Raw genomic sequence first — 14,761 nt, forward strand, 5'->3', positions numbered from 1 at the left:
ATCTGAGATAGACTCTTTAATCATGGAGAAAATATTAGAGGCACCCACGTTCATTTCTTGTTGGCATCCGTGCATTGATCAAAATTTACCGGCAACATAATTATTAAGACTTAGATAAATCTCTTTTGCTTTTTTAGTTGTGCTCCCACCAAAGGATGGGTGTACGTTTATAAACAATATAAGCCAAGGCATAATACTATAAAAAACTGAATAAATATAATAGCATATTTCCCCTCTTTTCATTTGTCTCCCTAGCTAATAGTAATACCAATCCTTGATTTGCATCTTCTGTAGATAGCCTTTTTGTCCACTGTCACCTACTTATTTTAATATTTAGAGTTAACTCTAAGTCAAGAGTTTAATCCATACACTTTTCTATCAACTTGAAGGGCACCCTACGAAAATCCTCCTACGATTAATCCACGTAGAAGGATAATTTCATGCTCTTTAGAATAGGCTACTGCTTATCTGCTCTTTCAGCTAATACTTTGCTAAGTATTTTGCCTCCGGTACCACAGTTATCCATCTCGTTTTCTTTTAGTGAACAGGTATTTTTCCATCGCTCATTTTCGTGATTAAAGATCATGCGGGATGCCATGCGGGTTTGACCGCATGCATCTATTTCATTCGGTACTCTTTAATAACTGCAAATCAGATATAATGTTGTAATATATCTAAAATAATATTTATTTGAAATTATTCATAATAGCAATTATAATTAAGAATCATACATCTTAACTCCACAAAGACTAAAGCATAACCCTTCAAGAAAGGACGTGATTACTTTGACTCATTGGCGCAGCGGTACACAACCAATGTCTTATCCTTTAAATCCCCATGATCCGCGGCATCCTGCCCAAAAAATTCAGGATTTACCCTCACTTCCCAAAGTTTATCAGGATTTCTACAAGGAAGTAATCCGTTTCATCCCTCACCAACGGGTCTTCATCGACCCCTTTTTCACCTTGGGCTATGGCATTGATGCCAGCTTTTATCGCTTAATTCCTAAGGTCGTGGTTAAAGTCGTCAATAATGAAGAAATGGCGGGGATTTTAAAAATTGCTCAAACCTTACATACACCGGTTACCTTCCGATGTGCCGGGACCAGTTTATCGGGGCAGGCTTTGACGAATTCTGTCTTACTGGTGGTCCAAGGAGCATGGCGGCACTATGAGGTTCATGAAGACGGCAAGGCCATCTCCCTGGAACCGGGTATCCTTGGCGTTGAGGCCAACCGCTACTTAAGATCTTATCGCCGAAAAATCGGACCGGACCCGGCCTCCATTGATCACTGCATGATTGGAGGGATCGCCGCCAACAATGCCAGTGGCATGTGCTGCGGTACTGCGGATAACAGCTATAAAACTGTGGCAGACATGCGCATTATTTTCGATGATGGAACGCATCTTGATACAGCTGATCCTGCCTCTTGTCAGGAGTTTTTGCAAAGCAAACCGGATCTTATCCGCCAAATAGAGATTATTCGGGACGAGCTTAAGTCCGACCCTGAGCTTACTGAACTGATTAAAAAGAAGTATAAAATCAAGAATACGACGGGCTATAGTATCAATGCCTTTGTTGACTTTGAGGATCCCATTGAGATTATCAAGCATGTCATGATCGGTTCGGAAGGGACTTTAGGGTTTATCTCGCGGATTACCTATAAAACGGTTTTTGAACACGACCATAAAGCGTCTGCCTTAATCATTTATCCCGATATGGACCATGCTTGCCGCGCTGTTATGAAGCTTAATCGAGATTTAGTATCCGCTGCGGAAATGATGGATCGAGTTTCCCTTAGAACCATGGAAGACGAGCCGGGGATGCCCGATTATTTAAAAACCCTCTCAGAAGCGGCAACCTCACTCCTGGTGGAGGTCCGGGCCGAAAATCGGGAGATATTGGAACAACGGATTCAAGAGGTTAAATTACGCCTGGAGAGCGTACCGACAGTTCTGCCCATTGACTTTACATCCGTAAAATCCGAGTATGAAACCTACTGGAAAATCCGTAAAGGAATTTTTCCTGCCGTGGGTGGAATCCGTGAACAAGGGACTGCTGTCATTATCGAAGATGTGGCCTTTCCCTTAGATAGATTAGCCGAGGCCACCATCGACCTGCGAGCTATTCTTAATAAGTTCGGTTACCATAAGGCTATTATCTATGGACATGCCCTGGATGGAAACTGGCACTTTATCTTTACCCAGAAGTTTGAGACGGAGGAAGAAATCAAGCAGTATTCGGGACTGATGAAGGAAGTTAATGAACTGGTTGTTAAGAAATACAATGGTTCACTGAAAGCCGAGCATGGAACCGGGCGGAATATGGCTCCCTTCGTCGAACTGGAATGGGGGAGCAAAGCCTATCAGCTGATGAGGCGGATTAAATCCGCCTTTGATCCACATGGTTTGATAAATCCCGGGGTTATTATCAATGACAACAAAAATGTTTATCTGGAAAACTTAAAAATGATGCCCCAGTCTCATGAAACCATCGATCGGTGTACCAACTGCGGCTTCTGCCAAGATATTTGTCCTTCCAAAAATTTGACCACGACTCCGCGGATGAGGATTATTCTGCAGCGTGAAATTTCCTTCCTAAAAAGAACGGGCAAAGATCCGCAGCGGTTAACGCGCTTGCTGAAGGATTATGACTATGCCGGGAATGCCACCTGTGCTACAGATGGACTCTGTGCCAAAGCCTGCCCGCTTTCCATTAATACCGGCGACAATTCCAAATATCTGCGTTCCCAGGCCATTACTTCCACTACTCACTTCATTGCCCAACGTCTGGCTAAAAATATGAATGGAGTAACCACCTTTATGCGCTTTGGACTGGGGGCAGTGGATGCTGCACATTCACTCCTGGGCACCCGGGTGATGGATAAACTTGCTTCTAAGGCTCACCTGGTAACGAGGAACCAGATCCCTCTCTGGAATCCCTGGATGCCTGGCAAGGGATCTGCTCCCCAGCCGAAATCCGCTTCGGCAGCGGGACCTTTGACTTCAGCGAAGGTCGCCTCCCCAGAGGCAGAACCCTTGAAGGTGGTCTATTTCCCCAGTTGCATCAGCCGTTCTATGGGACCTGCTCGTAAAGACAAGGATCAAAGGCCTCTCCATGAAGTGATGCTGTCCATCTTAACCAAAGCCGGCTATGAAGTCATCGTCCCGCCGAACATGGCTAACCTATGTTGCGGTATGCCCTGGGAAAGTAAAGGCTTCTTTGAGATTGCTGATGAGAAAAGTGACGAACTGGAAAAGGTGCTGATCAAAGCCAGTGAAAATGGAAAATATCCTATCCTCTGCGATACCAGCCCCTGTCTCTATCGCATGAAGCGTGCCTTTAAGTCCGGGATTAAGCTTCATGATTCCGTGGAGTTCACCCACGATTTCTTAATGGAGCGCTTAAAGTTCAGACAGGTTCCGGAAACGGTAGCCGTTCACGTGACTTGCAGTTCGGTTAAAATGCAGATCAGCGATAAATTCAAAGCTCTGGCCGAAGCCTGTGCGGAAAAGGTAATTATGCCTGATGATGTCCATTGCTGCGGCTTTGCGGGGGATCGAGGCTTTTCCTTCCCTGAGTTGAATCAATCTGCCTTAGCCGGACTTAAACCCTCGCTCCCAGAGGAGTGCACTTCGGGGTATTCCAATAGCAGAACCTGTGAGGTCGGGCTTTCCCTGCATAGCGGAATCAGCTATCAATCCCTGATGTATCTTGTGGATCGCGCTTCATCGCCACTCCCTCATCTGTAATAGAATTAGCCCGGAGATAAAAATCTCCGGGCTAATGTAACTATACAACTGGCGGCAAATCAGTCCATAAATCTGATTACCTCCAGTTTGCTTAGTAGACACTTTTTCAGCACTTATAACAGGACATTCCCTGCGAACAAAGGCGGCGGCAAGAATCATAGACTTTTATATAGCCAGATAAATGTGATAACATAATAACAAAACAAACCAAAGAAGCCGAAGGGAAATTTAAGATGACCAATCAAAATTCAGCTGACATCATTGCTAAATTTGATCAAGTATATACGGTATATTCCGATTTCACAAATGTCACCGAAAACTTGTTAAAAGGCATACTTCAGCTTAAGGGTATTAACGTTCACTCAATCACTTCCCGGGTAAAAAGCCGAGAAAGCTTAAAGAGAAAGGTAAATCGGGAAGATGATAAATACACAAAACTTGAAGATATCACTGATTTAGCTGGAATTCGGATTATTACCTATTTTGCTGACCAAGTGGATCTTATCGCGGGTTTCGTGGAGGAGGAATTTGAAGTAGATCGGTCAAATTCCGTAGACAAGCGCGAATTGATTGACCCTGAGAAATTTGGCTACCTATCCCTTCATTATGTTGTCAAACTTCCCTCCTTTAGACTTCAGCTTATTGAGTACCAACGCTTTAAAGATTGCAAAGTGGAAATTCAAATTCGCTCCATCCTTCAGCATACCTGGGCTGAAATTGAACATGACTTAGGTTATAAAAATGAACACGCCGTTCCCCGAGAAATCCGGAGAAGCTTCTCGCGACTAGCCGGATTACTGGAGTTGGCGGATGAAGAGTTTATCAAAATTCGTTCCAACCTTGCTAATTACGAGGCCGAAGTTGAAGCTCAGATCGAAAAGACCCCCACTATGGTACTTATCAATCAGGCATCGCTGAAATCTTACGTTCTAAAATCCCAACATATCCGCAGACTCGACCAGAAGATTAGTCATATTGTCAACGCTGATTTGGAATTAAAGGATCGTTTTTTTGGCTATCTCACTACAGTCTTTAGTTACCTGGGAGTGAAAACCATTGGGGAACTCGATGAAATCGTTCAAGACATCGGAGATGATCTCTTAAATTTCCCTCGAAATGGACTCAAAAACAAACAGGGCGAGAAAGTCAATTGGGGTACCTCTTTATTCTACTTAGCTTATGCAATTGTCGGCCGAAGAGGTTCCTCTAAGCAAGTATCTGATTATCTTGAACACTTCAAAATCGAGACGCCTGAAAGTCGGCAGGAGCTCATCCGACAAATCCTTGCAGCCTATTCTTCGAAATCTTAAAATTAATACATCCTAATTTCTTCATTTTTTAATTGTTCAATTTTCCATTTGCATTTCCAAACTACATTTAATATTGCTAAAGAAATTGCCCCAACTAAAACGGTAAATATCCCGTACATGAAATTACCGGTGAGGATTGTTGCTGTGAGTTCCATAAAGAAGCAAATAGCCTCAATAACTAATACTATTTTAAAAAAGTTTATAATTTTACTATACAAATCAATTTTTGATTCTGCATCTGTATACATTTCAAAGGGTCCATCTATTGCCTTTTTCCTCAGGTATACCCATCTCCACCATTGCTCGATAACTTCTACTCCTAGGTCCTCCATAAAGGATACATAATCAGATTTATTCCCGCTCCAATTATCAAGCAAATCTATCTGATAATTATATTCTCCGGGTTCACACGACTCAAAAGTATAAAACCCTAGAAAGAATTTTTTAAACGCCCATCCTTTTAAAGACATTTCTCTCAACCAAACTTCTTCAGCATCTTTATCATAATAGAGTTTGAACTTCAACATTTTTTCATCTCCTTTTCTTCATCCATTTTTTTCGCATTCTCTACAAGTTCATTTAACCTTTTAACTTCATTCTCAAATATTCCCCTGCCAATTTTTGTGAGCAAATATTCCTTTTTCTTTCTAGATTCTTTATCCTCACTGTATAAACTTATCCAACCTTTTGTAAGCATAGAGTTAATCGCGCCATATAAGGTCCCTGGGCCTAATACGACCCTACCACCTGTCATTTCACTTATATCTTGAATTATTCCATACCCGTGGTTTGGTGTTCGTACCGCCAACAATATATAAAATAATGCTTCGGTCAAAGGTGAACTATTATCCAAATCCGTCAACCTCCGATCTATCGTTGAACGATATATTAGATATATCACCTTCTGATATATCTGTCAACGATCTATCTTAGCTTCTTGACCTTTCGATTAAGAGTTCAATGCCCTCTTCTTTTGAGAGTTCCACAAAAAATCAACCTGCCGGTTTCCACCGGCAGGTTGATTTTCCCCCGTCTGGAGAATCAAACGGTTACGACTCTCGTATTTTCGTCTTTCAAAAACTCGGTATAATCCTGCATTTTTTGCACTGCCCTGATTGTTTCAACCTGATTCATTTTCTCCCCTCCCGTATAAATCAACAGGAGAAGTAATTCTTGACCTGGATTGCTGAGTTCAAACAGAGGACTTATTTCCGTTAAACAATCCCTATCTGACTTTGGAAATATGGTTTATAATGGCCTCCTTATATTATAATTATCCAAAGTTAGGGAAATCGGATTATCCAAGCTATCCATTCTTATATACTTGAGCTCCTTTAGGAGTTCTTTTTTTTCCCCTAACTTCGGATAATTGCCTATGAATAATGGGAAGTTAGATTTGTTCATTAGTATCCTGGACAATCCTGGTATGCCCATACTATTTGCCTGTGCGTTGGCTATTTTTCGTAAAAAATCTGCTAAGTTCACGACTTGACATCTCCTCCATCTTGTCTCAGATTTCCGCTGATGAGAAATCGCGTTGAAGGGCGGGTAAGTATTATTTTCCCGAAGCCAGGTACAGTGCGGAGTGCAGAGGGAGGATGTTCTTCAAACACCGATAGATGTCGCAGAGCCCCCGTAGGACAGGCTTCTATACACACAGGCTTTAAATTCACATCCAGACGGTCTGCACAAAAATTGCACTTATCTACTTTTCCTGTCCTTAATGAATATTTTATTGCACCAAAAGGACAAGCCCTTACACAGGTTCCGCAACCTGCACATTGGCGTGGATCGTGAATTACAACTCCATCCCTACGCTTGCGAAAGGTTCCTTCCGGACATACGCGAAACATTCAGGATTTTCGCAATGATTACAACTCATTGTTAAGAAATAGTTTCTGTAGTTATCATTATTTTCAATCGTTTTAATCCATCTTCGACGTTCGCCGCCTTTTGAATTAAATTCATTTCGGCAAGCCATTTCACAGTTTCTGCAGTCAATGCATAGCGAAGGATCAATTAAAAACCTCCATTGGTACACTTTAGCCCCCTCCTTCCAACCGGAGCTAAGTTTACAAAGGTATCATGATAAGCTACGCCCGGAAATCCGGTTAACTTTTGTCCTAAATCTGTTTCCTGTACTTTAGTCAGTATATTAACTGGTTTTTTTAATAGATCTTGCCAACTGTAGGTAATAAGAATATCACCGGGTATATCTTGGTTAATTTTTGAGTGCATTTGTATCTCGCCTAATTCATTATAAATTATCACGGTATCCCCTTCTTCTATACCTAAACGCTGGGCAACAGAAGGGTTTAGCCAAACTTCGATTAAATTATTTTCTTGAAGCCAGTCCAAGTTTGAAAACTGTGTGTTCAGATGCTCTGCCCGATGCAAGACCAGGAACCGGTAAGGATAGGCTAATGGGGGTTGTAGGGGGTTTATCAAAATAGGAATTTCGGGACATCCCTGCTTTAAGGCCTCAAGTGTCAGAAATTTGTATTTTCCGGTTAAGGTATTTAGATGGCAATCCTCCCCCTCCTCTTGTACAGGAGGAAGTAATGGAAGTGCACCGTTTAGCAATTCCCGGTAATTAGAAATTCCTACATTGTTTTTTAACCAAGGTGTAAAGCTTTGGAACCATTCCTCGGGTTTACGTTCTTCTGGAAAAGAACACATACCAGGTTCCAGATGATTAAGCATCCGGCTTAATGATTGCGCGATTTCTAATTCAGAACGGCATTCTCCAACAGGTTCTATAGCCTGCTGATTAAGCCCGATTTTATTATGCCAATATCCAGCGACTATATCTGGAGACTCAAAACAAGTCGTAGCTGGTAGAACAATATCGCTAACCTCAGCAGTTGAAGTTAAAAAATGATCAACCGTTATAGTCAGTTCCATTTCGGCAATTTGTTTTCGCATGCTCAGGATATCTGTACCACGAGCTAAATAATTACTTGATGTAAACCATAAAAATTTAACGGGGGGATTTGACAAGCACTTAATTCCTTTGCCAAAGCATTTAAACCAACCAAGCGAGGATCATATAATTTTGTATTAAGAGCAAAGGAAAAAATGTTATGATTTAAGAGCCAAAAATCAATATTTTGAAAATATAATCCTCCATCCGTTGAATAAAGGTTTCCGCTAGCGGCTACCAGTGCATCGATGGCTCTCATGTTTTGTCCGCCATTAGCATAGCGCTGCAGACCTGAGCCGGGCCAAAAGGAAACAGGCTTTAGCTTCGCAATTTGATCGGCAATCATTTCAACTCTATGCTCATCGACCCCGCTTACATTAAGTAATTCTTTGGGGTCAACCTGAAGCAACCAGGAGCTGAACGCTTCCCACCCTACAGAGTGATCTTTTATAAAAGAATAGTCGACAGTATTTTTAATCACCATCTGCCGTAAAATGGCTAAAGCCAACGCACCATCTCCACCAGGGCGGACACGAATAAATTCATCACAATGAAGCGACGTGGCGGTAGGTATTATATCTATTAATATTACTCTGCCACCGTGTTCCCTCAACTTCTGAATAGTCGCCATTTGATGAATAGCGGTTGCTGCTGGGTTTGCTCCCCAAAGCAACAATAGTTTGGTATTTAGCATTCCGGTGGGATTTTTGCACTTTACCCCACCAAAATCCAATAATTGAGCGTCCCATCCTGCAGCAAGGCAGAGAGATCCTGTAGCTAAAGTGAAAGGATCTATTGAGCGTAATAGAAATTCCATCGATTTGCTAAAGACTCCGTAATTACCCGGACCTCTTAACAATGCCATTGGCAGAAGATTGCCGTAACGATTCTTAAGTTCGATCATTTTACGAGCCGCGATTTCCAGAGCATCATCCCATGAAATTCGCTTCCAATTGCCTGAGAACCGCGGCTCCTGCATCATTGGAAAAGTTAAGCGCTGCGGATGATAAACATATTGAGTATAGGAATAGCCTTTACAACATAATTTACCCTGAGTATAGTCATGATCAGAGTCTCCGGATATTTTAACCAATCGCCCATATTCATCAACATACGCTATCATGCCACAGGTATCATAACAATCTCTTGGGCAAATATGCTTTGTAACTTGCACAGTTTCCTCCTTGAGTTTAACAATATATTATCATTGTAATATTCATAAACCTGGCCGATTTCCTCAGGCAGCAAGCCGGGCATAAAGGTGGCTTTGCCCTCATGATATCCCACAGCCATTCCATCTGAGGAAAGGCGGAGGCCTTCCAAATGTATTCCAGTTCATTGTAAACCAAGGCGTCCCACCTGTCCAACAGCTTCCCCTCTGCATACTGCCAAACTTACTGGATTATCATTTTTGGGGTGCGCCAACCGAGGAACCAACCGATCCTCGAGAGCCGACCAGATAGCCATCCTCATTCGATTTCCAGACAAGCTTTTGAGCGATGATATACATAACAGAGAAGCCATTTTTGATGATCGAATCCAGCTCTCTATCGAGCCTTTGCTGAACAATTTCCGGCAAGGGGTCTCCATAGAGCGTATGGGCCTTCTCATAGGCAATATCCTTAATAGTCTGCTCGCAGCCTTCAATATGAGGCGGGCATTTCTCCGCTGAAATAGGACTAATCGTCTCACACATATCGGCTGTCAGATTGGTGTTTGTTACGACCACCTCATAAGCCTTTGCCGCTCAAGAACCCGAAAGCAGACATCCTAGGCTCAGTTCGAGTTCAAACCCTAGCCCGGAGATTAAAATCTCCGGGCTACTCTTTTGTCGGGATAATGACTGTTGGGCTTTGTTCAGGTCAGCGCAGGCCTTCTGCACCGTCAGGTAGGTAACTTCTAGAATCGCTTAAAGAACATAATTAAATTAAATGCTATAACATTATTAAAAACTTATATTGTACATCTTCAAAGATCAATCATATAATTCCTTCAGATGAATTATCTGGATAAGCAGTTAGAATAAGGGGGATGAAAATGAAGAAAAAACTTTTAACAGCAGTCTTTCTGGTCGTATCTCTAGCCTTTGGTTTAGTAGGATGTTCCAACCCAACGGGAGGTTCAAAACCTGTCGAGGATGCCAAGACTCAATTCAAATCAGAAATAAAGTTTTATGGTTCTACAACCTTAGCACCCGTCGTATCCCAATTATCCACTAATTTTAATGAGCGCTATGCGACCTGGGATAAAGTTGACAGCCAATTCGATAAAAAGGATATTGCAATCTATGTATCCGGCGCCGGTTCCAGTGCAGGCGTTAAATCAGTCATTGATGGTGTTAGTGATTTCGGCATGGCTTCCAGACAGGTATCCGATGAAGAAAAAGCCAAAATTGAAGGGTATCAGGACTTCAAACTAGGCATGGATGCCTTAACCATTTCCGTGAACCCCAAAAATAATCTTATAAAACTAAAAGACTCACTCACCAGCGAAGAGATAAAGAAAATCTTCTCCGGAGAATTTAAGACTTGGAATGACGTTGATCCTTCTTTATCAAAAACAGAAATTGTTGTTGTCACTCGCGATATCGGAGGCGGAGCTCATGAAGTTTTCCAAAAGGCGATTATGGGGGACGCCAAAGTTCGCGCCGATGTGATTCAAGCCCCTTCTATGGGAGCTTTGGTTACAAAAATCATTGAGAATGAAAATGCCATCGGCTATGCTTCCTATGGTATGGTTAATCAAAATAAGGGGAAACTGACGCCTTTTAAAGTTGACGGGATAGAGCCTTCATCGGAAAATATCTTAAATGGCACCTACAAAATATCCAGACCTCTGATTATCCTAAAAAAAGGATCCCTGTTGCCTCAAGAAAAAGCGTTCATGGATTATGTTGTTTCAGATGAAGGAATGGACATAATCGAGAAATTAGGCTTTGTTCCCAATAAATAGTACACGATAAGGATATGCAAAAAATTCAGGGGCACTCAGCCTCTGATTTTTTTGCACCGGCAAAAAATGTAGTGCTCCTTGCCTGCTTTTTAGGCAAACGGCGCAGCTTTAAAGGTGAGCTCCTGCACTGCTTGCTTGCGCTTTTATCGGATGGGGTGTTTTATGAATCAGACATTGGAAAAACTATTTATCCTTTTAAGCACAATCTTTACGGTGATCTCCGCAGTCCTGCTTTTCCTGGTGATTATTTTTATTGCCAAGGAAAGCATGCTGATTTTCCAAGAAGTCAATTTCTTTGACTTTATATGCGGACTAACCTGGAATCCATTGGCCGGTGAACCCAGAGTAGGAATTCTGCCTATGATTTTAGCGACCTTTTATGTCTCAATAGTTGCAATATTAATCTCTCTGCCGATAGGAATTGGCTGTGCCCTAGAGTTAGCTGCTCTTGAAAATGAAAGGCTAAAGAGCTTTTGCACGTCAATTTTGGGGGTGTTGGCGGGAATACCTTCCGTTATTTATGGCTTAATTGGTCTCTTGGTTGTGGTAAAATTTCTTGAGAAAAAGTTCATGCTTGCCGCTGGTGAATCCATCCTTAGCGGTGGAATTGTCTTGGCTGTAATGGTTTTACCCTACATAGTTTCATCCGCCGCAGAAACAATGGAAAAATCCTATGTGCAATATAAGGAAACGTCTCTAGCCTTAGGTGTTTCTAAGAGTTATATGTTGAGAGCTTTAATTTTGCCCAACGCCAAAGGTGCCATTTTAACCTCCATGATCTTGGCCTTTTCCAGGGCGATGGGGGAAACCATGGCCGTGATGATGGTCATCGGAAATTCACCGATTCTTCCGAAACTGCTCGGGAAAGGCGAAACCATTCCGGCGCTCATCGCTTTGGAAATTGGGACTGCGGGTCTCGGGAGTTTACATTACCACGCGCTTTTTACGGCGGGTTTTGTACTGATGATCTTCCTGATTTTCCTGAACGCTCTTTTTTATACTACTCAGAAAGTATAACTTTGCAGTACATACTTTCTGAAGCATAAGTGCAACTAGGGCTGCCGCCTTCGCCAGAGGCTTGGCGCCAGCCAAGTTTTCTTTATCTGATCAAGAAAAACTTGACTGAAAATCTCCAATAAGGCAGAGAGGAACAGAGGTAGATCGTATGAATGTGACCAATTTTCCATTAAGGTGCTGGACGATCATAAGCACAGTTCTCTCCATAGGCCTGCTGTTTTTTTTGTTAGGTTTTGTTTTCCTAAAAGCTCAAGGAGTTATAACCCTTAATTTCATTCTGGCAAAACCCGCGGGTTTTCCCGTAGGTTCAGCAGGAGGTATATGGCCGGCAATTGCAGGCAGCCTGCTTGTTACCTTGATTGCCAGTCTCTTTGCCTCGATCCTTGCCTTTTTTTCAGCAGTCTATATGGTTTTTTACTGTAGAGATGCCCGGATTCATCTAATCCTTAACCTGATTATTCAATGTATTGCCGGTATTCCGTCCATAGTATTGGGACTTTTCGGTTATGCTTTTTTAGTCATTAAGCTGAAGCTTGGGTTATCAATCCTAGCCTCCGGCCTAACTCTAGCCATTATGATTTTCCCCTTTATTCAAATCAGACTGCAAAAACTATTTCAGGAGACCAGCAAACAGCTTTTGGAAGCGTCGGCTTCTTTAGGAATCAACCAAGCGTATACCATCTTTAACTTGCTCTTGCCGATGTATAGAAAGCAGTTCCTTTCGATTGTCACCCTAGCCTCAGGTTTTGCAATGGGTGCTGCTGCCCCAGTCATGCTGACAGGATGCATGATGAATGCACCCGTACCAAAGTCCCTAGCCTCGCCGTTTATGTCTTTGCCCTATCACCTTTATGTTTTAATAGGTCAGGGAATCTCCTTAGAAAACGCTTATGGCACCGCTTTCGTTTTGATGACTTTAATTTTATTCCTTAATTTATTAGCAGCAATACCCACTATACTGAGAATGAGAGGAAAACCATGAAAGACCATCTAATACTTAAGGATTTAAGTGTCGCTCTTGGGGATGCGGAAATACTAAGAAAGGTTAATCTGGCCATTTCCCGATATAAAATCTTAGCGGTTATCGGGCCATCCGGTTGTGGTAAAACCACCCTGCTTAGGACTATAAACAGACTCATTGAGGAAGAAAAGCAAGCAAGAGTATCCGGTGAGATACTCTTTAAGGGGAAGTCTATTCATCAGATACCCTTAGCAAAATTAAGGAAGGACATCGGCCTGGTTTTTCAGCAACCCACGCCCTTTCCCATGTCGATTTATGATAATCTAGCTTATGCTTTGAAATATCATGGCGTAAGAGGTAAAGACAACTTAGATAAAATTATCGAGGCAAAATTGAAATTGTGCGGTCTATATGAGGAAGTTAAAGATCATTTAACCATGTCCGCGCTAAAACTTTCAGGCGGACAACAACAAAGACTCAGTATCGCGCGCTCCTTATGTGTGGAACCTGAGGTTTTATTGATGGATGAGCCTTGTTCATCCCTTGATATCCATAATACTAAAATAATTGAAGACCTGATTGTAAAACTTTCCGAGCAGTATACAATTGTCATTGTCACTCATAATTTACAGCAAGCCCGAAGAATTGCCGATTATACTGCCTTTTTTCTGGAAGGCAAGCTCATGGAAATGAATAATACAGAGGCATTTTTCGCAAACCCCCAAGAGGAAGAAACAAAACAATATCTGCAAGGATTATTTGGATAAGTTTATATGGTTATTTCTGTAAAAACAGGCCCTCTGGGCAATGGTTTTATTTTCTAAAGAAGAATGACTCGGTAACCTAAAGTAAATTACCTATTTTTGTTCAATTTCGGTAACACATTCGCTTTTGATCTTTTCAACCAGAAATTGCAGTGCATCAACAACATGTGGTCTGATGTCGCCGCCTATTAGCACATCATTATGTCGTCGCCAAGTTCAAGCTGACCTTTATTAAGCCAAACCCTGACATAGAAAATACCATCCATCTTATAGGTTTCAGCAATCGCCGTATCAACCTTTGCTGCATCATAAGCAAATTCCATTCCCGTTACCATCGAACCGTCATCAATTCCTTGGCGTACCTTGGCTTTAGGCGTTTGGCGCACAACACCATTATGAACTAAAAACATCCCTTCCTGTAAAGCCGCCGGATCAGTTTTTGCTTCTTGGAGCCATTCATCCATTGATGGCGATAGCTTTTTCATTTTTTGCCCAACGTAGTGAGCATAAGTGCTAAGATATGGATCCAGGCAATTCCAGAAAATATGCAACGAAAGGTTATACTTTCTGACTAGTATAAAAAAACCGCGGCTACAGCTACAGCCTCGGTCCATTTTATGATCTTCTCTGATATTTCGATTTTATAGTACTGCCCCATAAAGTCCTTTGTAATACTCAGGATTCCTTAACATAAAATGGAATTGTTTACTGTCAACCTCGTATCGACGAAGCAATACTCATCGATTCCAGTAACTTCTGAAGATATTCTATTTGTTCCGGCAAAAGCTTTTTCGCAGTACCCAGTAGTCGTTGGATTTCTGGTCCCAAGACCTGTTCTTCTTCTGTGAAGAATTCCGCAAGGCTAATGCCGAGAGCATCACATATGCTTTCCAGGGAACCGAGTGAGGGTTTAGAATCGTTGGCTTCAATTTTATAAATTGTAGTCGGGTCTAGTCCGACTTTTTTCGCTAAAGCATTGGCGGAAATTCCAGCTGTATTACGAAAGAACTTTATCCGTTGTCCGTAATTCATTTCATCACATCCTGAATTTAATTCATGTTCAATTATATCTGAATCGTACA

14 protein-coding genes and 3 pseudogenes are annotated in these 14,761 nt (G+C 42.0%); 6 read left to right on the top strand and 11 right to left on the bottom strand.

Features of this window, described 5'->3' with window-relative positions:
• Positions 1-785: 785 nt before the first annotated feature.
• Both UF75_RS10790 and UF75_RS10795 read left to right on the top strand, forming a co-directional pair.
• Complete coding sequence (locus UF75_RS10790) at positions 786-3,752, top strand: FAD-binding and (Fe-S)-binding domain-containing protein (RefSeq protein WP_045574617.1); 2,967 nt, start codon at positions 786-788, stop codon at positions 3,750-3,752.
• Between the two features lie 233 nt (positions 3,753-3,985).
• Positions 3,986-5,062: a hypothetical protein gene (locus tag UF75_RS10795; protein WP_045574618.1), complete on the top strand. Its 1,077-nt coding sequence runs from the start codon at positions 3,986-3,988 to the stop codon at positions 5,060-5,062.
• 2 nt (positions 5,063-5,064) lie between these two features.
• Here UF75_RS10795 and UF75_RS10800 read toward each other — a convergent pair whose 3' ends face one another.
• The 9 genes and pseudogenes from UF75_RS10800 to UF75_RS10825 form a co-directional block, all read right to left on the bottom strand.
• Positions 5,065-5,589 (bottom strand): DUF2812 domain-containing protein, encoded by a 525-nt coding sequence (locus tag UF75_RS10800; protein ID WP_045574619.1) that lies wholly within the window; start codon positions 5,587-5,589, stop codon positions 5,065-5,067.
• Positions 5,583-5,915 (bottom strand): helix-turn-helix transcriptional regulator, encoded by a 333-nt coding sequence (locus tag UF75_RS10805; RefSeq protein WP_045574620.1) that lies wholly within the window; start codon positions 5,913-5,915, stop codon positions 5,583-5,585. Before UF75_RS10805 ends, UF75_RS10800 begins: the two co-directional genes overlap by 7 nt.
• A 395-nt stretch (positions 5,916-6,310) precedes the next feature.
• A complete protein-coding gene (locus tag UF75_RS10810; protein ID WP_045574621.1) occupies positions 6,311-6,547 on the bottom strand; it encodes a hypothetical protein in 237 nt (78 codons plus the stop codon).
• The gene (locus tag UF75_RS27045; RefSeq protein ID WP_242860192.1) at positions 6,544-6,915 is read right to left on the bottom strand and encodes a 4Fe-4S dicluster domain-containing protein; all 372 of its coding nucleotides are present in this window, start codon (positions 6,913-6,915) and stop codon (positions 6,544-6,546) included. Before UF75_RS27045 ends, UF75_RS10810 begins: the two co-directional genes overlap by 4 nt.
• A complete protein-coding gene (locus UF75_RS30000) occupies positions 6,861-7,103 on the bottom strand; it encodes a 4Fe-4S binding protein (RefSeq protein ID WP_242860193.1) in 243 nt (80 codons plus the stop codon). Before UF75_RS30000 ends, UF75_RS27045 begins: the two co-directional genes overlap by 55 nt.
• A complete protein-coding gene (locus UF75_RS10815) occupies positions 7,082-8,062 on the bottom strand; it encodes a molybdopterin dinucleotide binding domain-containing protein (RefSeq protein WP_052693156.1) in 981 nt (326 codons plus the stop codon). The genes UF75_RS30000 and UF75_RS10815 overlap by 22 nt, the downstream gene beginning before the upstream one ends.
• A complete protein-coding gene (locus UF75_RS10820) occupies positions 8,011-9,159 on the bottom strand; it encodes a molybdopterin-dependent oxidoreductase (RefSeq protein ID WP_082075103.1) in 1,149 nt (382 codons plus the stop codon). Before UF75_RS10820 ends, UF75_RS10815 begins: the two co-directional genes overlap by 52 nt.
• Before the next feature lie 47 nt (positions 9,160-9,206).
• Positions 9,207-9,314: pseudogene (locus UF75_RS31005) on the bottom strand (TRAM domain-containing protein); the annotation flags it as partial.
• Positions 9,315-9,411: 97 nt separating this feature from the next.
• Positions 9,412-9,726 (bottom strand): annotated as a pseudogene (locus UF75_RS10825) (hypothetical protein); the annotation flags it as partial.
• 296 nt (positions 9,727-10,022) lie between these two features.
• On the opposite strand from UF75_RS10825, the gene UF75_RS10830 reads away from it, so the two are divergent.
• The 4 genes from UF75_RS10830 to UF75_RS10845 all read left to right on the top strand — a co-directional run bounded on the left by UF75_RS10830 (position 10,023) and on the right by UF75_RS10845 (position 13,682).
• Positions 10,023-10,937: a phosphate ABC transporter substrate-binding protein gene (locus UF75_RS10830; protein WP_052693163.1), complete on the top strand. Its 915-nt coding sequence runs from the start codon at positions 10,023-10,025 to the stop codon at positions 10,935-10,937.
• A 162-nt stretch (positions 10,938-11,099) separates the two neighbouring features.
• A complete protein-coding gene (gene pstC, locus UF75_RS10835; protein WP_045574623.1) occupies positions 11,100-11,954 on the top strand; it encodes a phosphate ABC transporter permease subunit PstC in 855 nt (284 codons plus the stop codon).
• A gap of 148 nt (positions 11,955-12,102) precedes the next feature.
• A complete protein-coding gene (locus UF75_RS10840; RefSeq protein WP_045574624.1) occupies positions 12,103-12,936 on the top strand; it encodes an ABC transporter permease subunit in 834 nt (277 codons plus the stop codon).
• Positions 12,933-13,682 carry a phosphate ABC transporter ATP-binding protein gene (locus UF75_RS10845; RefSeq protein WP_045574625.1) on the top strand — a complete coding sequence of 250 codons (750 nt, stop codon included), beginning with the start codon at positions 12,933-12,935 and terminating at the stop codon, positions 13,680-13,682. The genes UF75_RS10840 and UF75_RS10845 overlap by 4 nt, the downstream gene beginning before the upstream one ends.
• A gap of 90 nt (positions 13,683-13,772) precedes the next feature.
• Here the strand turns inward: UF75_RS10845 and UF75_RS10850 are convergent.
• A pseudogene (locus UF75_RS10850) lies at positions 13,773-14,164 on the bottom strand (molybdenum cofactor biosynthesis protein MoaE).
• Positions 14,165-14,390: 226 nt separating this feature from the next.
• The gene (locus UF75_RS10855; RefSeq protein WP_052693165.1) at positions 14,391-14,711 is read right to left on the bottom strand and encodes a helix-turn-helix transcriptional regulator; all 321 of its coding nucleotides are present in this window, start codon (positions 14,709-14,711) and stop codon (positions 14,391-14,393) included.
• Positions 14,712-14,761: the final 50 nt, after the last annotated feature.

The organism is Desulfosporosinus sp. I2 (assembly GCF_000960765.1).
Taxonomy (GTDB): Bacteria; Bacillota; Desulfitobacteriia; order Desulfitobacteriales; family Desulfitobacteriaceae; genus Desulfosporosinus.